Origin of the sequence: Streptococcus sp. 1055, assembly GCF_013276815.1 — a bacterium.
Lineage (GTDB): Bacteria > Bacillota > Bacilli > Lactobacillales > Streptococcaceae > Streptococcus > Streptococcus pseudopneumoniae.
This window is the reverse complement of the sequence record NZ_VMLT01000010.1, coordinates 1-17352: the sequence shown is the minus strand read 5'-3', so window position 1 is coordinate 17352 and position 17352 is coordinate 1. Positions and strand designations below refer to the sequence as shown.

The 17352-nt window shown below is 38.6% G+C and carries 17 protein-coding genes and 1 pseudogene (1 of these 18 only partly in view); 14 read left to right on the top strand and 4 right to left on the bottom strand.

The window, feature by feature from the left end; translation table 11 throughout:
* From HT699_RS00950 to HT699_RS00895, 12 genes and pseudogenes are all read left to right on the top strand, one after another.
* Positions 1 to 290, top strand: the final stretch of a protein-coding gene (locus HT699_RS00950; RefSeq protein WP_172934030.1) for a DUF1542 domain-containing protein. The gene continues 3772 nt to the left of window position 1, outside the view; only the last 290 of its 4062 coding nucleotides appear in the window; its start codon lies beyond the left edge, outside the window; its stop codon occupies positions 288 to 290.
* Between the two features lie 396 nt (positions 291 to 686).
* Positions 687 to 770 (top strand): annotated as a pseudogene (locus tag HT699_RS00945) (aldose epimerase); the annotation flags it as partial.
* 157 nt (positions 771 to 927) lie between these two features.
* Positions 928 to 1353 carry a galactose-6-phosphate isomerase subunit LacA gene (lacA, locus tag HT699_RS00940; RefSeq protein ID WP_000029273.1) on the top strand — a complete coding sequence of 142 codons (426 nt, stop codon included), beginning with the start codon at positions 928 to 930 and terminating at the stop codon, positions 1351 to 1353.
* Between the two features lie 148 nt (positions 1354 to 1501).
* Entirely contained in the window at positions 1502 to 2017 is a 516-nt protein-coding gene (gene lacB / locus HT699_RS00935; RefSeq protein ID WP_001216910.1) for a galactose-6-phosphate isomerase subunit LacB, read from the top strand.
* Positions 2018 to 2027: 10 nt separating this feature from the next.
* On the top strand, positions 2028 to 2957 hold the full coding sequence (locus tag HT699_RS00930) for a tagatose-6-phosphate kinase (RefSeq protein WP_138704334.1): 930 nt from the start codon (positions 2028 to 2030) through the stop codon (positions 2955 to 2957).
* Between the two features lies 1 nt (position 2958).
* Positions 2959 to 3939 (top strand): tagatose-bisphosphate aldolase, encoded by a 981-nt coding sequence (gene lacD / locus HT699_RS00925; RefSeq protein ID WP_001229137.1) that lies wholly within the window; start codon positions 2959 to 2961, stop codon positions 3937 to 3939.
* Positions 3940 to 4271: 332 nt separating this feature from the next.
* Positions 4272 to 4706, top strand: coding sequence for a hypothetical protein (locus HT699_RS00920; protein ID WP_240149872.1), 435 nt, complete (start codon positions 4272 to 4274; stop codon positions 4704 to 4706).
* A gap of 396 nt (positions 4707 to 5102) precedes the next feature.
* Positions 5103 to 5939 (top strand): transcription antiterminator, encoded by an 837-nt coding sequence (locus tag HT699_RS00915; protein ID WP_138704332.1) that lies wholly within the window; start codon positions 5103 to 5105, stop codon positions 5937 to 5939.
* Between the two features lie 34 nt (positions 5940 to 5973).
* Positions 5974 to 6291 (top strand): PTS lactose/cellobiose transporter subunit IIA, encoded by a 318-nt coding sequence (locus tag HT699_RS00910; RefSeq protein ID WP_023936918.1) that lies wholly within the window; start codon positions 5974 to 5976, stop codon positions 6289 to 6291.
* Positions 6291 to 7982 carry a lactose-specific PTS transporter subunit EIIC gene (locus HT699_RS00905; RefSeq protein ID WP_050261959.1) on the top strand — a complete coding sequence of 564 codons (1692 nt, stop codon included), beginning with the start codon at positions 6291 to 6293 and terminating at the stop codon, positions 7980 to 7982. Before HT699_RS00910 ends, HT699_RS00905 begins: the two co-directional genes overlap by 1 nt.
* 331 nt (positions 7983 to 8313) lie before the next feature.
* Positions 8314 to 9720 carry a 6-phospho-beta-galactosidase gene (lacG, locus tag HT699_RS00900; RefSeq protein WP_138704331.1) on the top strand — a complete coding sequence of 469 codons (1407 nt, stop codon included), beginning with the start codon at positions 8314 to 8316 and terminating at the stop codon, positions 9718 to 9720.
* Positions 9721 to 9762: 42 nt separating this feature from the next.
* The gene (locus tag HT699_RS00895) at positions 9763 to 10020 is read left to right on the top strand and encodes a DUF3884 family protein (RefSeq protein ID WP_138704330.1); all 258 of its coding nucleotides are present in this window, start codon (positions 9763 to 9765) and stop codon (positions 10018 to 10020) included.
* Positions 10021 to 10312: 292 nt separating this feature from the next.
* On the opposite strand, the gene HT699_RS00890 is transcribed toward HT699_RS00895, so the two are convergent.
* The 4 genes from HT699_RS00890 to nrdH all read right to left on the bottom strand — a co-directional run bounded on the left by HT699_RS00890 (position 10313) and on the right by nrdH (position 14864).
* The gene (locus HT699_RS00890) at positions 10313 to 11074 is read right to left on the bottom strand and encodes a DeoR/GlpR family DNA-binding transcription regulator (protein WP_000917605.1); all 762 of its coding nucleotides are present in this window, start codon (positions 11072 to 11074) and stop codon (positions 10313 to 10315) included.
* 181 nt (positions 11075 to 11255) lie between these two features.
* Positions 11256 to 12218, bottom strand: a complete 963-nt coding sequence (nrdF, locus tag HT699_RS00885; RefSeq protein WP_000451369.1) for a class 1b ribonucleoside-diphosphate reductase subunit beta — start codon at positions 12216 to 12218, stop codon at positions 11256 to 11258.
* Between the two features lie 187 nt (positions 12219 to 12405).
* A complete protein-coding gene (gene nrdE, locus HT699_RS00880; protein WP_054388489.1) occupies positions 12406 to 14565 on the bottom strand; it encodes a class 1b ribonucleoside-diphosphate reductase subunit alpha in 2160 nt (719 codons plus the stop codon).
* Between the two features lie 80 nt (positions 14566 to 14645).
* Positions 14646 to 14864, bottom strand: coding sequence for a glutaredoxin-like protein NrdH (nrdH, locus tag HT699_RS00875; RefSeq protein ID WP_172934029.1), 219 nt, complete (start codon positions 14862 to 14864; stop codon positions 14646 to 14648).
* 348 nt (positions 14865 to 15212) lie between these two features.
* Here nrdH and HT699_RS00870 point away from each other — a divergent pair, with 348 nt between their 5' ends.
* Together HT699_RS00870 and ptsP are read left to right on the top strand one after the other, a co-directional pair.
* Complete coding sequence (locus HT699_RS00870; protein ID WP_000146947.1) at positions 15213 to 15476, top strand: phosphocarrier protein HPr; 264 nt, start codon at positions 15213 to 15215, stop codon at positions 15474 to 15476.
* A gap of 5 nt (positions 15477 to 15481) precedes the next feature.
* Positions 15482 to 17215: a phosphoenolpyruvate--protein phosphotransferase gene (ptsP, locus tag HT699_RS00865; protein WP_054388121.1), complete on the top strand. Its 1734-nt coding sequence runs from the start codon at positions 15482 to 15484 to the stop codon at positions 17213 to 17215.
* The last annotated feature ends 137 nt before the right edge of the window (positions 17216 to 17352 follow it).

The window sequence follows — 17352 nt, the reverse complement described above, 5'->3', positions numbered from 1 at the left end:
CAGATGCAGAAAAAGCAGCAGCGAAAGAACAAGCTAAGCAAGCAGCGGACAAAGCTATCCAAGCCATTGACGCAGCAAGCGACCAAGCAGGCGTGGACAAAGCGCAAGCAGACGGAATTGCCGCAGTAGCAGCAGTTAATCCAGTGGCTAAAGACAAAGCTAAGGCAGCAGCATTACCTAATACTGGTAGTCGATCAGATAGCACTACAGCTGCTCTAGGACTTCTATCAATCTTTGGAGCAGTCGGTTTACTCTTTTCTAAAAAGAAAAAAGATGATGAAGAAGCTTAAGTAGATGATTCTATTTGATTCTCAATAGCCTTCACATGCAAAAATCTTTATCAATTAAAAAGAACTAGGGTAACCTACACATTAGCTGGATATACTCACCCTATAGCAGATAGTGAAGAAGCCTCTTTGCCAACTATAGTAGAGGGAAGTTAGCTAAGATTCAGAAAGGACAAATTTTGTCCTTTCTTTTTTGTCGTCCTTCTCTCTGTTGATGGATGGTAAGCGCGTCATAACAAGGTATCTATCATTCATGGAAGACCTCCTGTATACTATTCGTAAAGTAAAACGATTGGAGGATATTTGAATGCCACAACCTATTAGTCCCACAGAGCTTCCACAATCTCGTCCTTTTGATTCTAAAAAGAGAAATGATAGTCTGCTTAAAATTCAGCAGAAAATCATTTAGAAGATAAGAAGAATGTTCGTCTCTTAGAAGCCAATCAGGTTGAAGAATTAGGGTTTGAGATAGAAGTTTTATAAAAAATCAAAAAATAAACAACAAAAAACAAACATAAACTATTGACTTTTTCAAACAATAGTAGTATATTATGTTTGTGAGGACTAATTGACTGTTTCTTAAAGACAGCCAATACACTGCTGGAATCCAGCATAGAAAAAATAAAAAGGAGTATACAATATGTCTATTGTTATCGGTGCAGATGCTGCAGGTTTGAGATTGAAAGAAGTTGTGAAAGACTTCTTAGAAAAAGAAAACTTCCACCTTGTGGATGTTACAGCTGAAGGTCAAGACTTTGTTGATGTGACTCTTGCTGTTGCTGCAGAAGTAAACAAAGAAGAACAAAACCTTGGTATCGTGATTGATGCTTATGGAGCTGGTCCATTTATGGTCGCAACTAAGATCAAAGGAATGGTTGCTGCAGAAGTATCTGACGAACGTTCAGCTTATATGACTCGTGGCCACAACAACTCACGTATGATCACTATGGGAGCACAACTTGTTGGTGATGAATTGGCTAAAAATATCGCTAAAGGATTTGTTAACGGTCAATACGATGGTGGACGTCATCAAATCCGGGTCGACATGTTGAATAAAATGTGCTAATACTCTTCAAAAATCAAGATAATCTGTTGTCAGCTCACTTTAGCTAACCTCAGTTATGCTTGCAGCTCGCTTCCTAAGCTAATCTTGATTTTTCTTGAGTAGGGATAAATGATATTAGATTTATATAATTAATCGGAGGGAATAACTAATGAGAATTGCAATTGGATGTGACCACATCGTAACAGATGAAAAAATGGCGGTTTCAGAATTTTTGAAATCAAAAGGATATGAAGTTATTGACTTTGGTACATATGACCATACACGTACTCACTACCCAATCTTTGGTAAAAAAGTTGGTGAAGCCGTAACTAGCGGTCAAGCTGATCTTGGGGTATGTATCTGTGGTACTGGTGTTGGTATCAACAATGCTGTAAATAAAGTTCCTGGTGTTCGTTCTGCCTTGGTTCGTGATATGACAACAGCCCTTTATGCTAAAGAACAATTGAACGCCAACGTTATCGGTTTTGGTGGTAAGATTACTGGTGAATTGCTCATGTGTGATATCATCGAAGCTTTCATCCATGCTGAATACAAACCATCTGAAGAAAACAAGAAATTGATTGCGAAAATTGAACACCTTGAAAGTCACAATGCTCAACAAACAGACGCAAACTTCTTCACTGAATTCCTTGAAAAATGGGATCGCGGAGAATACCACGACTAAGAGGTGACCTATGATTTTAACAGTCACAATGAACCCATCTATTGATATTTCCTATCCCTTGGATGAGTTAAAAATTGATACTGTCAATCGTGTGGTGGATGTAACCAAAACGGCTGGTGGTAAAGGTCTTAATGTTACTCGTGTTCTTTCAGAATTTGGTGATCCAATTGCTGCTACTGGTTTAGTGGGTGGCAAACTTGGTGAGTTTTTGGTTGAACATATCGATAATCAAGTAAAGAAAGATTTCTTCTCAATTCAGGGGGAAACTCGTAACTGTATTGCTATTCTTCACGGAGACAACCAAACAGAAGTTCTTGAAAAAGGTCCTGTAGTATTGGAACAGGAAGGTCAAGACTTTTTGGATCATTTCAAAAATCTCTTAGAGTCAGTTGAAGTAGTCGCTATTTCAGGTAGTCTGCCAGCTGGCCTTCCAGTTGATTACTATGCGAGCTTGGTAGAACTTGCTAATCAAGCTGGCAAGCCTGTTGTCTTGGACTGCTCTGGTGCAGCACTTCAGGCGGTTCTTGAATCACCACATAAACCAACAGTCATCAAACCAAATAATGAGGAATTGTCTCAGCTCCTTGGAAGAGAAGTTTCTGAGGATTTGGATGAATTAAAAGAAGTCCTTCAAGAACCTTTGTTTGCAGGGATTGAATGGATTATCGTTTCACTTGGTGCCAACGGTACTTTTGCCAAACATGGTGACACTTTCTACAAGGTAGATATTCCTAGAATTCAGGTGGTAAATCCTGTTGGATCTGGAGACTCTACTGTGGCAGGAATTTCTTCAGGACTTCTTCACAAAGAATCGGATGCAGAATTACTCATCAAGGCAAATGTCCTTGGTATGCTCAATGCTCAAGAAAAAATGACTGGTCATGTCAACATGGCCAACTATCAAGCTCTATATGATCAATTAATAGTAAAAGAGGTATAAAATGGCTTTAACAGAACAAAAACGTGTACGCTTAGAAAAACTTTCTGATGAAAATGGTATCATCTCAGCTCTTGCATTTGACCAACGTGGTGCTTTGAAACGCCTCATGGCTCAACACCAAACAGAAGAACCAACTGTGGCCCAAATGGAAGAACTTAAAGTCTTGGTAGCAGATGAATTGACTAAATACGCTTCATCTATGCTTCTTGACCCTGAGTATGGACTTCCAGCAACTAAAGCTCTTGATGAAAAAGCTGGTCTTCTCCTTGCTTATGAAAAAACAGGTTATGACACAACAAGCACAAAACGCTTGCCAGACTGCTTGGATGTTTGGTCTGCAAAACGTATTAAAGAAGAAGGTGCAGATGCAGTTAAATTCTTGCTTTACTATGATGTAGATAGCTCAGACGAACTCAATCAAGAAAAACAAGCCTACATCGAACGCATCGGTTCTGAGTGTGTGGCTGAAGATATCCCATTCTTCCTTGAAATCCTTGCTTACGATGAAAAAATTGCGGATGCAGGTTCTGTAGAATACGCTAAAGTAAAACCACACAAAGTTATCGGCGCTATGAAAGTCTTTTCAGACCCACGCTTTAACATTGATGTTTTGAAAGTTGAAGTTCCTGTTAACATTAAATATGTTGAAGGCTTCGCTGAAGGTGAAGTAGTTTATACACGTGAAGAAGCAGCAGCCTTCTTCAAAGCGCAAGATGAAGCAACGAACTTGCCATACATCTACTTGAGTGCTGGTGTATCAGCTAAACTCTTCCAAGATACTCTTGTATTTGCTCATGAATCAGGTGCAAACTTTAACGGAGTTCTTTGTGGCCGTGCTACATGGGCAGGATCAGTTGAAGCTTACATCAAAGATGGTGAAGCAGCAGCTCGCGAATGGCTTCGCACAACTGGATTTGAAAACATTGACGAACTCAACAAAGTTCTTCAAAGAACAGCAACTTCATGGAAAGAACGCGTGTAAGAAAGTCCTCCTAGTTTAGGAACATGAATCTAAAAAAATTTAAAAAAAGTTGTATGTAAAGGTTTACAAAATAACTTACTTGTGCTATACTTAAATCACAAGTTAATATGAATTAGAAAGTAACTATATGAAGTATAATAAAAATAGGATATAGTTTATTTTACGAGCTAGGAAGGAATAATACGGAAACAATATTGCCAGAATAAACTATATTTAGATGCACATTTCATTCATTGTTTTATAAAAGGAGAAGATAAACGGCTACTAAAAAGAGTTTTAAAGCGTTAGTTGTAGGACTAGGTATTGTTTCAATATTCTCATCAGCCTTACCTATGGTTAGTGGTTCTGTATTTGCAGATAGTGCCCTAACTACAGTAGATAAAGCAAATGATATTGTTTTGAATGTTGATGGGAATAAATTTTATAATGTTTCGGTTTCAGAAGATATTGTAAATGCTGGTCAAATTTTGGAAGATTATTTTTATGTAGATAAATTTGGAAATATAAATTTAAAAGGCACTCCTGAAGAGTTAGCAAAAAATATTGGTATTTCTGTACAAGAAGCAAGTTTGATGTATGAAGCTGTAAAAGAGTTACCCAACGTTTACGAAAGAGGTCCTGTAGGTTTTCGTTTCAATCTTGGTCCTCAAGTGAGGGGGATGGGTGGCTGGGTTGTAAAAACTGCTGTAGAAAATTATTGGACAGTTGCTGTAGCTACAGTAGAGGTGCCATTTGTAAACCTTGTTTACACCATAGATTTACCTTAAAGGTTATTTCTTTATGAATAGTTCGTTTAAAAAAATAACCGTATTTTGTTTTATAGTTTCTTGTGTTCTTTGTTTATTAGATTTAATGAATTTTAAAAATGTAGCTACTTTTTTATTTTTCTGTCTTCCTGTTTTTGTTTTGATTTACAAAAATAAATAAAAACAGAGCCTCTGTTTGATGAATTTTAGAACATAGTTAATTTTAAAAAAAGTTGTATGTAAAGGTTTACAAAATAACTTACTTGTGCTATACTTAAATCACAAGTTAATACAAGGTGAGTGTTACTAAGTAATATTAGGCATGATCACAGGTGAATTAGAAATCGGCTGATTTTCTAGTTCATTTGTGGTCATTTTTTATACTCATATACCTTTAAAATATAAAAGGAGGTTGACATGTATCGAATTCTAAATCCAATGAATCACAATGTCTCGCTTGTCAGAAATGATAAGGGAGAAGAAGTGATTGTGATTGGTAAGGGGATTGCATTTGGAAAGAAGAAGGGGGATTTGATTGCTGAACATCAGGTTGAGAAAATCTTTCGGATGAAGACCGAAGAGTCCAGAGAAAACTTTATGGCTCTCCTCAAAGATGTTCCGCTTGATTTTATCACAGTGACCTATGAGATTATTGATAAGCTATCAAAGAAATATCATTATCCGATTCAAGAGTATCTCTATGTAACCTTGACAGATCATATTTACTGTTCTTACCAAGCTCTAGCACAAGGAAGGTACAAGGATAGTAATCTGCCAGATATTTCTGCTAAGTATCCTGTCGCTTTTCAAATCGCAAATGAAGCTTTTGAAATTTACCGTCAGAAGCTAGCAGATCATTTTCCTGAGGATGAAATTATTCGGATTGCTTATCATTTCATCAATGCCGAAGGCGAGAATGAAGTCCAAGTGGTTGAGTCGATTGATAAGAGGAAAGAAATTCTCAGAAATGTTGAAGAAGTTCTAAAGGAATATGCAATTCAGCGAACCAAAGAGAATAACCATTTCTATGATCGCTTTATGATACATTTGAATTATTTCTTGGATTATTTAGACAGATCTAGAGATGATAACCAATCACTTCTGGATATGGAAGACCATATCAAACAATCCTACCCAAAAGCCTTCGAGATAGGTTCCAAGATCTATGATGTGATTACGCAACATACGGGTCTTGATTTGTATAAAAGTGAACGAGTTTATCTAGTTCTACATATCCAACGTTTATTATCATAAAAATTATTTAAAATTATATAAGGAGAATTCTATCATGAATAGAGAAGAAGTAACATTGTTAGGTTTTGAAATCGTAGCCTATGCTGGCGATGCTCGTTCAAAACTATTGGAAGCCTTGAAGGCTGCTGAAGCTGGTGATTTTGCTAAAGCGGACGCTCTGGTAGAGGAAGCTGGTAGCTGTATTGCTGAGGCACACCACGCGCAAACAAGTCTATTGACTAAGGAAGCAGCTGGCGAGGATTTGGCTTATAGTGTAACCATGATGCATGGCCAAGACCACTTGATGACAACTATCTTATTAAAAGATTTGATGCACCACTTAATCGAACTCTACAAGAGAGGAGTTAAATAATGAATAAACTCATTGCATTCATCGAGAAAGGAAAACCTTTCTTTGAGAAATTATCTCGTAATATCTATCTTCGTGCTATTCGTGATGGTTTCATTGCAGGTATGCCTGTTATTCTCTTCTCAAGTATCTTTATCTTGATTGCTTTTGTACCAAACTCATGGGGCTTTAAATGGTCTGATGAAGTTGTAGCCTTTCTGATGAAACCTTATAGCTATTCTATGGGTATTCTGGCTCTCTTGGTAGCTGGTACAACAGCTAAGTCATTGACCGACTCAGTAAACCGTAGCATGGAGAAAACCAATCAAATCAACTATATGTCAACGCTGTTAGCAGCGATTGTTGGTTTGTTGATGTTGGCAGCTGACCCAATTGCAGGTGGTTTTGCAACAGATTTCCTTGGAACAAAAGGTTTGCTTTCAGCCTTCCTTGCTGCCTTTGTTACAGTAGCTATCTATAAGGTCTGTGTTAAGAACAACGTCACTATTCGTATGCCTGACGAAGTTCCACCAAATATCTCACAAGTCTTTAAAGATGTGATTCCATTCACTCTCTCAGTTGTTTCACTTTATGCTCTTGATTTACTAGCTCGTCATTTTGTGGGTGCAAGCGTAGCAGAATCAATCGGTAAATTCTTTGCACCATTATTCTCTGCAGCAGACGGATACCTTGGTATTACCATTATCTTTGGTGCCTTTGCCTTCTTCTGGTTTGTTGGGATTCACGGTCCATCTATCGTTGAACCAGCAATCGCAGCTATTACCTATGCAAATGCTGAAGTCAACTTGAACCTTCTCCAACAAGGTATGCACGCTGACAAGATTCTTACTTCTGGTACACAAATGTTTATCGTTACCATGGGTGGTACTGGTGCGACACTAGTTGTTCCATTCATGTTCATGTGGTTAACAAAATCAAAACGTAACCGTGCAATCGGACGTGCGTCTGTTGTTCCAACCTTCTTTGGTGTAAATGAACCAATCTTGTTTGGTGCACCACTTGTATTAAATCCAATCTTCTTCATTCCATTTATCTTTGCTCCAATCGCAAACGTATGGATTTTCAAATTCTTTATTGAAACTCTTGGAATGAACTCATTCACTGCTAATCTACCATGGACAACTCCAGCTCCACTAGGTCTAGTTCTTGGAACTAACTTCCAAGTGCTATCATTCATTCTTGCTGCCCTTCTAATCGTGGTTGACGTTGTCATTTACTATCCATTCCTTAAGGTCTATGATGAACAAATTCTTGAAGAAGAACGTTCAGGTAAGTCTAATGATGAATTGAAAGAAAAAGTTGCTGCAAACTTCAACACTGCAAAAGCGGATGCTATTCTTGAAAAAGCGGGTGTAGAAGCAGCACAAAATACAATCACTAAAGAAACAAATGTCCTCGTTCTCTGTGCAGGTGGAGGAACAAGTGGTCTCCTTGCAAATGCTTTGAATAAGGCAGCAGCAGAATACAATGTCCCTGTGAAAGCAGCAGCAGGTGGCTATGGTGCTCACCGTGAAATGTTACCAGAGTTTGATCTTGTTATTCTTGCCCCTCAAGTTGCTTCAAACTTTGAAGACATGAAAGCAGAAACAGATAAGCTCGGTATTAAACTTGCCAAGACAGAAGGCGCTCAATACATCAAATTAACTCGTGATGGAAAAGGTGCTCTAGCATTTGTACAAGAGCAATTCGATTAAGGCTAGGGACTGTGAAACAGTCTCCTCTCGTTACGGCAATCGCTATGGCGAATTTCCTAATCGCCTTATTAATTCGTCGGTAAAAAGACATCGTTTTTACCTCCTCATGTCACAATTCGATTAAGGCTAGGGATTATAAAACAGTCTCCTATCGTTACGGAAATCGCTATGGCGAATTTCCTAATCGCCTTGTTAATTCGTCGGTAAAAAGATATCGTTTTTACCTTCTCATGTCACAATTCGGTGACTTAGTACAAGAAGTGAGATGGAGAATAAAACCTCACTAGCCTCCTCTCCATCTTATTTCTTTTTTAATCAAAAGGAGAATTATATGTCAAAAACATTACCAAAAGACTTTATTTTCGGTGGCGCTACAGCTGCTTATCAAGCAGAAGGTGCTACACATACTGATGGAAAAGGACCAGTTGCTTGGGATAAATATCTTGAAGATAACTACTGGTACACTGCGGAGCCAGCTAGTGATTTTTACAATCGATATCCAGTTGATCTCAAGCTAGCAGAAGAGTATGGTGTCAATGGTATTCGAATTTCTATTGCTTGGTCACGTATTTTCCCAACCGGTTACGGTCAAGTAAATCAGAAAGGTGTCGAGTTTTATCATAATTTATTTGCAGAGTGTCACAAACGTCACGTTGAACCCTTCGTAACTCTTCATCACTTTGACACGCCAGAAGCTCTCCACTCAAATGGCGACTTCTTAAATCGTGAAAATATCGAACATTTTGTAGACTACGCTGCCTTCTGTTTTGAAGAATTTCCAGAAGTAAACTATTGGACAACCTTTAATGAAATTGGACCAATCGGTGATGGTCAATATTTGGTTGGGAAATTCCCTCCAGGTATCCAGTACGATCTTGCCAAAGTCTTTCAATCACACCACAATATGATGGTGTCTCATGCATGCGCGGTAAAATTGTACAAAGAGAAAGGCTATAAAGGGGAAATTGGTGTTGTTCACGCCCTGCCTACTAAATATCCTCTAGATCCTGAAAATCCAGCAGATGTTCGTGCAGCAGAGTTGGAAGATATCATCCACAATAAATTCATCTTAGACGCAACTTATCTAGGTCGCTATTCAGCTGAAACCATGGAAGGTGTCAACCATATCTTATCAGTCAATGGTGGTAGTTTGGATCTTCGTGAAGAAGATTTTACAGCATTAGAAGCTGCAAAAGACTTGAATGATTTCCTAGGAATCAACTACTATATGAGTGACTGGATGGAAGCCTTTGATGGAGAAACTGAAATTATCCATAATGGTAAAGGTGAAAAAGGAAGCTCTAAGTATCAAATCAAAGGTATTGGTCGTCGTGTAGCTCCTGACTATGTGCCACGCACGGATTGGGATTGGATTATCTACCCTCAAGGTTTGTATGACCAAATCATGCGCGTGAAGAAAGATTATCCGAACTACAAGAAGATTTACATCACTGAAAATGGTCTTGGATATAAAGATGAGTTCGTTGATAATACTGTTTACGATGATGGCCGTATTGATTATGTGAAACAACACTTGGAAGTCTTATCTGATGCTATTGCTGATGGTGCAAACGTCAAAGGTTACTTCATCTGGTCATTGATGGACGTCTTCTCATGGTCAAACGGTTATGAAAAACGCTACGGTCTCTTCTATGTAGACTTTGAAACGCAAGAACGTTATCCTAAGAAATCAGCTCACTGGTACAAGAAAGTAGCGGAAACTCAAGTGATTGAGTAGTAGAATGAGTCATTAAATATAGAATTCTAGTGAGGCAAAAAGATGTTCAAAAATTTTATCCAATCTATTTATGAAAAAGTTTATATTATCAACTTTGAAAAATGTTCTCAAATACCGTGTTTGACGAATGAAGAATTGAAAAGTCTTGGGAAATGGTATGTCTCGACCGGTAAAGAATGGATTTGTCATTCAGATTATGAGCTGGAAGAATTCAAAAATCTATTTTTAAATTTTATCAATCCTGAAGAATGGAATACTATCTCCTTTGATTCAGATTTTATGCCGTTTCAACAATCGTAACTAATTTCCAAAAAAGTTAAATCTCGTATTTAGTACGCTGCAAAATTCTTATCTAATCACCTTGCTTATACTCAATGAACATCAAAGAGCAAATTTAAACTAGGAAGCGAGTCGCAGATTTCTCAATGCATAGCTTTGAGGTGGCAGATAAAGCAATTGGGCAAAAAGTCTTTAACGCAGAAAAACGCATAATATCAGGTGTTGAAAAAACTTGATACTATGCGTTTTATTGTGGGAAGATTCACTTCATTTTCTTCTGAAATTGAGTTGTTACCCAGAATCTTTCAGTTGATTAAGGCTTGATGACTTTAGTAAGTTTAGATAGTTCAAAAAGGATTGAATCACTTAGTTTAGAATCTGAAACAATAGTATCAAGATTTGATACATTATAAAAAGTATAAAAATCAAACTTATTGAACTTACTATGATCTGCGAGTAAATATTTTTTATTAGAATTATTTAAAGCGATGCGTTGAGCCTCTCCCTCTTCCTCGCTAAAAGTAGCTAGAGCCCCGTTTTGAATACCATTACAGCTAACGAAAGCTTTAGAAAATTGGAGATTAGAGAGATTTTGTAGGGTCAATGTGCCAACAAAAGCACCTGTAATATCGCGATAATTTCCACCTATCAAAATCAAATCTGTTAATTTTCGTTCGCTTAAAATCAGAAAAACAGGTAGACTGTTGGTCACGACGCGGATATTGTCAATAGGCAACTCACGCGCAAAAAATTCTAATGTTGTTCCTGGTCCAATAAAAATAGTTTCTCTTTCTTCTACTAGACTGCCTGCAAAACGGGCTATTTCTTGTTTTTCTGCCGTTTGGAGGGCTTGTTTTTCAATATTTGATCGCTCATTAGTCAAAAGGGAGTTGGTTCGAAGTTTTTCAGCTCCACCATGCACACGAATCAGCAAATCTTTATCAGCTAATTCCTGTAAATAGCGCCTTGCAGTCATATCTGAAACGGCTATTTCGTCCATAATCTGTTTAACCGTTATGGTTCCTTTACTATTTACTGTTTCTAAAATTTTGGTTAATTTTTCTTGTTTGAGCATATTATCACCTCGTTTCCTACTACTATCTTACCATAAACTAGCTCATCATTCAAATACAAAAACAACAAAATAAAACAAAAACAAAAATATCGAGGTTTATTTTCAAAACTTTCGATATTTTTGTTGGGTTATAACTTTGATGTTTCTAGTTTACTTTTTGATGATTGAGAGTGGTGGAGAATTAGTCTAAACCGTAGTTATAGTCATCGTCTTGCATGGCTTCAACTTCGCCAAGAAGGTAACCATTTCCGACTTGAGAGAAGAAGTCATGGTTGGAAGTTCCTGTTGAAATACCGTTCATAACGATTGGGTTGACATCTTCAGCTGAATCTGGGAAAAGTGGATCTTGTCCCATGTTCATGAGAGCTTTATTGGCATTGTAGCGAAGGAAGGTTTTAACCTCTTCAGTCCAACCAACACCGTCATAAAGACTCTCTGTGTAGCCTTCTTCATTTTCATAAAGAGTATAGAGTAGGTCGTACATCCATTCTTTGAGTTTTTCTTGCTCTTCTTCAGGCAATTCATTGAAACCAAGTTGGAATTTGTAACCAATGTAGGTTCCGTGAACAGACTCGTCACGAATAATCAATTTAATGATTTCTGCAACGTTGGCTAGTTTGTTGTTACCGAGATAGTAGAGGGGAGTGAAGAAACCAGAGTAGAAGAGGAAGGTTTCGAGGAAGACGCTGGCAACTTTCTTTTCAAGTGGGCTGCCGTTTAGGTAGATTTCGTTGACAATCTCAGCCTTCTTTTGTAGGTAAGGATTGGTATTGGTCCATTCGAAAATTTCTTCAATCTCAGCCTTAGTATTCAAGGTAGAAAAGATTGATGAGTAAGATTTAGCGTGGACAGATTCCATAAATTGGATGTTATTGAAAACAGCTTCCTCATGTGGTGTACGGATGTCTGCGCGAAGGGCTTGAACCCCAGTTTCAGATTGCATAGTGTCAAGAAGGGTTAAACCACCAAAAACTTTTCCGACCAAGTCTTTCTCTTTGTTAGATAGCTTTCTCCAGTCATCCAAGTCGTTTGATAAGGGAATACGTGTATCGAGCCAAAATTGCTCCGTCAGTTTTTCCCAAGTTGATTTGTCGATGACATCTTCGATGGCATTCCAGTTAATGGCTTTGTAGTAAGTTTCCATTTAAAATCTCTTTCTGTATTTAGTATTGCGAACTCACAATTATTTCTACTTTACCATAATTCTATAGGAGTATCGCACAAAAAGTCGGAAGCCCGACTTTTAAAATGTTACATAAATTATGTTATGACATAGTAGATTTGATTTTATCAGTGCTGCTTAGGGAAAAATAATGTTTCTATGCTAGAAACTAAATCACACAGCTTTCACATTGGTTGGCGCCGACTTCTCCACCGTCATCTGTAAAGGTACGGACGTAGTAGATAGACTTGATTCCCTTGTTAAAGGCATAGTTACGAAGGATGGACAAATCACGTGTCGTTTGTTTATTTTCCCTCTTCCATTCGTAAAGGCCTTTTGGAATGTCACTGCGCATGAAGAGGGTGAGTGAAAGTCCTTGATCCACGTGTTCAGTCGCAGCAGCGTAAACATCGATGACTTTACGCATATCCATATCGTAGGCAGAAGTGTAGTAAGGAATGGTTTCTGTAGATAAGCCAGCAGCAGGGTAGTAGATTTTACCAATTTTCTTCTCTTGGCGTTCTTCGATACGTTGCGTAATCGGGTGGATAGAAGCAGAAACGTCGTTGATATAGCTGATAGAACCATTTGGCGCTACAGCAAGGCGATTTTGGTGGTAAAGACCATCTGCTTGAACCTTGTCGCGAAGTTCAGCCCAGTCAGCAGCACTCGGGATAAAGACGTCTTTGAAGAGTTCTTTAACACGGTCTGATGTTGGAACAAATTCACCAGTTACATACTTGTCAAAGTAACTTCCCTTAGCATAGTCTGATTTTTCAAAGTTGTGGAAGGTAATACCACGTTCACGCGCAATATTGTTTGACTCAACCAAAGTCCAGTAGTTCATAAGCATAAAGTAGATGCTTGTAAATTCAACAGACTCAGGCGATCCATATTCAATCAATTGTTGGGCAAGGTAGCTGTGAAGTCCCATGGCACCGAGACCAAAGGTGTGGGCTTGGCTATTTCCATGGTCGATAGTAGGAACAGCTACGATGTGCGAACTATCTGTAACGAAAGTGAGGGCACGAACCATAGCACGGATAGAACGACCAAAGTCAGGTGAAGTCATCATGTTGACCACGTTGGTTGAACCAAGGTTGCATGATACGTCTGTTCCCATTTGAAGAAATTCTTGAGCATCATTGATCAAGCTTGGTTCTTGAACTTGAAGAATCTCAGAACACAAGTTACTCATGATAATCTTACCATCAACAGGATTTGCACGGTTAGCCGTATCAATGTTGACGACATAAGGGTAGCCAGACTCTTGTTGCAATTTAGAGATTTCAGTTTCTAAATCACGCGCCTTGATTTTTGTCTTGCGGATATTTGGATTTGCGACCAATTCATCGTATTTTTCAGTAATGTCGATGTAGTTGAATGGCACACCGTATTCTTTTTCTACAGAGTAAGGACTGAAGAGGTACATTTCTTCATTTTTACGAGCCAATTCGTAGAATTTATCGGGTACTACAACACCAAGTGATAGGGTTTTGACACGAACTTTTTCATCGGCGTTTTCTTTCTTAGTTGAAAGGAAGGCGATGATATCAGGGTGAAAGACGTTGAGGTAGACAACACCGGCACCTTGACGTTGCCCCAATTGGTTGGAGTAAGAGAAGCTGTCTTCAAAAAGCTTCATAACTGGAACGACCCCAGAAGCTGCTCCTTCATACCCCTTGATAGGAGCTCCAGCTTCACGAAGGTTGCTGAGGGTAATTCCCACACCACCACCGATACGTGAAAGTTGAAGTGCTGAGTTGATAGAACGTCCGATAGAGTTCATATCATCAGTTACTTGGATTAGGAAGCAAGATACTAACTCCCCACGGCGAGCACGTCCAGCATTCAAGAAGGAAGGAGTAGCAGGTTGGTAGCGTTGGTGGATGATTTCATTGGCAATATCGATTGCAACAGCTTCATTCCCATCAGCGAAATAAAGGGCGTTAAAGAAGACACGGTCTTCCATACTTTCAAGATAGTATTCACCGTCATTAGTCTTCAAGGCATATTGATTGTAAAATTTATAAGCAGCCATGAACGACTTGAATTGGAAGTTTTGATCTTTGATAAATTGTGACAATTCTTCCAAGAACTCTGGACGGTATTTCTTGATAAAGGCTGTTTCGATGTAGTTATGTTCAATGAGGTAGTTGATTTTATCTTTAATTGAATCAAAAACCATAGTGTTTGGAACGACATTTTCTTTAAAGAAGGCATCCAAGGCTTCCTTATCTTTATGAAGCATGATTTGTCCATTAACAGGACGGTTGATTTCGTTATTAAGACGGAAGTAAGTCACGTCTTCAAGATGTTTTAATCCCATAAAATTTCCCTTATCTAATTACAAAAGAAAGGCCTCTAAGTTAGCCCTAGAAGCAGTTTCTTCTGGATGATGTACTAAGATTATGCTAATTGTTTCAGTTTTCCTGGTTGGAAACCTGAAAAGACTTCAGTTGGTGTTTGAATAATAGGAGCTGCGCTAAAACCGAGTTCTTTGACTTGATCGATGTACTCAGGCTGCTCATCAAGATTGATTTCTTTATATTCAACGTTATTACTGTCCAAGAAACGTTTGGTCATTTTACATTGGACACAATTGTGTTTAGAATAAACGGTTACCATTGTGTAACTCCTCTTCAAAATTTAATACTATCTTAGTATATCAGAAAATAAAATTTTGTCAATGATTTGAACTAAATATAGTGGTCTTTTTTTATAGTCAAGCTCACAAAACACAATATGTAGTGTTTATTTTATAAAACAGCAATGATTATCCTATAAACTGTTTTTAAAGAAACTATATCCTGTGTTTGTTATCTAGGATAGAAGATTTTCAGCAAGTTATCTGAAAGGAAATTGAAGGAAAATCCAGAAAATGCTTGAAAAAAATCCTAGAAGATGATATAATACCAAATTGTAAGGGTTATCACATATAACTCAAAAAAGAAAGAACAAAAGGAGAGTCAAACTATGGCTTCTAAAGATTTCCACGTAGTGGCAGAAACAGGTATTCACGCACGTCCAGCAACATTGTTGGTACAAACTGCTAGCAAATTTGCTTCAGATATCACTCTTGAGTACAAAGGTAAATCAGTTAACCTTAAATCAATTATGGGTGTTATGAGTCTTGGTGTTGGCCAAGGTGCTGACGTAACTATCTCAGCTGAAGGTGCAGATGCAGATGACGCTATCGCTGCAATCTCAGAAACAATGGAAAAAGAAGGATTGGCATAAGGGAAATGACAGAAATGCTTAAAGGAATCGCGGCATCTGACGGTGTTGCAGTTGCAAAAGCATATCTACTCGTTCAACCGGATTTGTCATTCGAGACTATTTCAGTCGAAGATACAAACGCAGAAGAGGCTCGTTTGGATGTTGCTCTTGAGGCTTCTCAAAACGAGCTTTCTCTTATCCGCGAGAAAGCTGTAGGTACGCTTGGTGAAGAAGCGGCTCAAGTTTTTGACGCTCATTTGATGGTTCTTTCTGACCCAGAATTGATTGGTCAGATTAAAGAAACAATTCGTGCTAAGAAAGTCAATGCAGAAGCAGGTCTTAAAGAAGTGACTGATATGTTCATCACGATCTTTGAAGGCATGGAAGACAACCCATATATGCAAGAACGTGCAGCGGATATCCGCGACGTGACAAAACGTGTATTGGCAAACCTTCTTGGTAAGAAATTGCCAAACCCAGCTTCTATCAATGAAGAAGTAATCGTGATTGCGCATGACTTGACACCATCTGATACAGCTCAATTGGACAAAAACTTTGTAAAAGCTTTTGTAACAAACATCGGTGGACGTACAAGCCACTCAGCTATTATGGCACGTACACTTGAAATTGCAGCTGTATTGGGAACAAATAACATCACTGAAATCGTCAAAGACGGTGATATCCTTGCCGTTAACGGAATTACTGGTGAAGTGATTATCAACCCAACAGATGAACAAGCGGCAGAATTTAAAGCAGCTGGTGAAGCTTATGCTAAACAAAAAGCTGAATGGGCACTTTTGAAAGATGCTCAAACAGTGACTGCTGACGGTAAACACTTCGAGTTGGCTGCTAACATCGGTACTCCAAAAGATGTGGAAGGTGTTAACAACAACGGTGCAGAAGCTGTTGGACTTTACCGTACAGAATTCTTGTACATGGATTCTCAAGACTTCCCAACTGAAGATGAGCAGTATGAAGCATACAAGGCTGTTCTTGAGGGAATGAATGGTAAACCAGTGGTTGTTCGTACAATGGATATCGGTGGAGATAAGGAACTTCCTTACTTCGATATGCCACATGAAATGAACCCATTCCTTGGATTCCGTGCTCTTCGTATCTCTATTTCTGAAACTGGAGATGCAATGTTCCGTACACAAATCCGTGCCCTTCTTCGTGCTTCTGTTCATGGTCAATTGCGTATCATGTTCCCAATGGTTGCCCTTTTGAAAGAATTCCGTGCAGCTAAAGCAGTCTTTGACGAAGAAAAAGCAAACCTTCTTGCAGAAGGAGTTGCAGTTGCAGATGATATCCAAGTTGGTATCATGATTGAAATTCCTGCAGCAGCCATGCTTGCAGACCAATTTGCTAAAGAAGTAGACTTCTTCTCAATTGGTACAAACGACTTGATCCAATACACAATGGCGGCAGACCGTATGAACGAACAAGTTTCATACCTTTACCAACCATATAACCCATCAATCCTTCGCTTGATCAACAACGTTATCAAGGCAGCTCACGCTGAAGGTAAATGGGCTGGTATGTGTGGTGAGATGGCTGGTGACCAAACAGCTGTTCCACTGCTTGTCGGAATGGGCTTGGATGAGTTCTCTATGTCAGCAACATCTGTACTTCGTACACGCAGCTTGATGAAGAAACTCGACACAGCTAAGATGGAAGAGTACGCAAACCGTGCCCTTACAGAATGCTCAACAATGGAAGAAGTTCTTGAACTTCAAAAAGAATACGTTAATTTTGATTAATGTGATTAACCTTGTAACCTAGTTGCAAGGTTTTTTGGGCGCATTTTGGAAAAGTATGGTCTAATACTCTTTCAAAATCTCTTCAAACCACGTCAGCGTCGCCTTAACGTAGATATGCTCACTGACTTCGTCAGTCT

Excerpts from the sequence above, each read along its gene's own strand:
- HT699_RS00915 (WP_138704332.1), top strand. The coding sequence starts at position 5,103 with ATGTATCGAATTCTAAATCCAATGAATCACAATGTCTCGCTTGTCAGA.
- HT699_RS00930 (WP_138704334.1), top strand. The coding sequence starts at position 2,028 with ATGATTTTAACAGTCACAATGAACCCATCTATTGATATTTCCTATCCC.
- HT699_RS00920 (WP_240149872.1), top strand. The coding sequence starts at position 4,272 with ATGGTTAGTGGTTCTGTATTTGCAGATAGTGCCCTAACTACAGTAGAT.
- lacD (WP_001229137.1), top strand. The coding sequence starts at position 2,959 with ATGGCTTTAACAGAACAAAAACGTGTACGCTTAGAAAAACTTTCTGAT.
- lacB (WP_001216910.1), top strand. The coding sequence starts at position 1,502 with ATGAGAATTGCAATTGGATGTGACCACATCGTAACAGATGAAAAAATG.
- HT699_RS00870 (WP_000146947.1), top strand. The coding sequence starts at position 15,213 with ATGGCTTCTAAAGATTTCCACGTAGTGGCAGAAACAGGTATTCACGCA.
- lacA (WP_000029273.1), top strand. The coding sequence starts at position 928 with ATGTCTATTGTTATCGGTGCAGATGCTGCAGGTTTGAGATTGAAAGAA.
- nrdH (WP_172934029.1), bottom strand. The coding sequence starts at position 14,864 with ATGGTAACCGTTTATTCTAAACACAATTGTGTCCAATGTAAAATGACC.
- nrdE (WP_054388489.1), bottom strand. The coding sequence starts at position 14,565 with ATGGGATTAAAACATCTTGAAGACGTGACTTACTTCCGTCTTAATAAC.
- HT699_RS00905 (WP_050261959.1), top strand. The coding sequence starts at position 6,291 with ATGAATAAACTCATTGCATTCATCGAGAAAGGAAAACCTTTCTTTGAG.
- lacG (WP_138704331.1), top strand. The coding sequence starts at position 8,314 with ATGTCAAAAACATTACCAAAAGACTTTATTTTCGGTGGCGCTACAGCT.
- HT699_RS00890 (WP_000917605.1), bottom strand. The coding sequence starts at position 11,074 with ATGCTCAAACAAGAAAAATTAACCAAAATTTTAGAAACAGTAAATAGT.
- HT699_RS00910 (WP_023936918.1), top strand. The coding sequence starts at position 5,974 with ATGAATAGAGAAGAAGTAACATTGTTAGGTTTTGAAATCGTAGCCTAT.
- nrdF (WP_000451369.1), bottom strand. The coding sequence starts at position 12,218 with ATGGAAACTTACTACAAAGCCATTAACTGGAATGCCATCGAAGATGTC.
- HT699_RS00895 (WP_138704330.1), top strand. The coding sequence starts at position 9,763 with ATGTTCAAAAATTTTATCCAATCTATTTATGAAAAAGTTTATATTATC.
- ptsP (WP_054388121.1), top strand. The coding sequence starts at position 15,482 with ATGACAGAAATGCTTAAAGGAATCGCGGCATCTGACGGTGTTGCAGTT.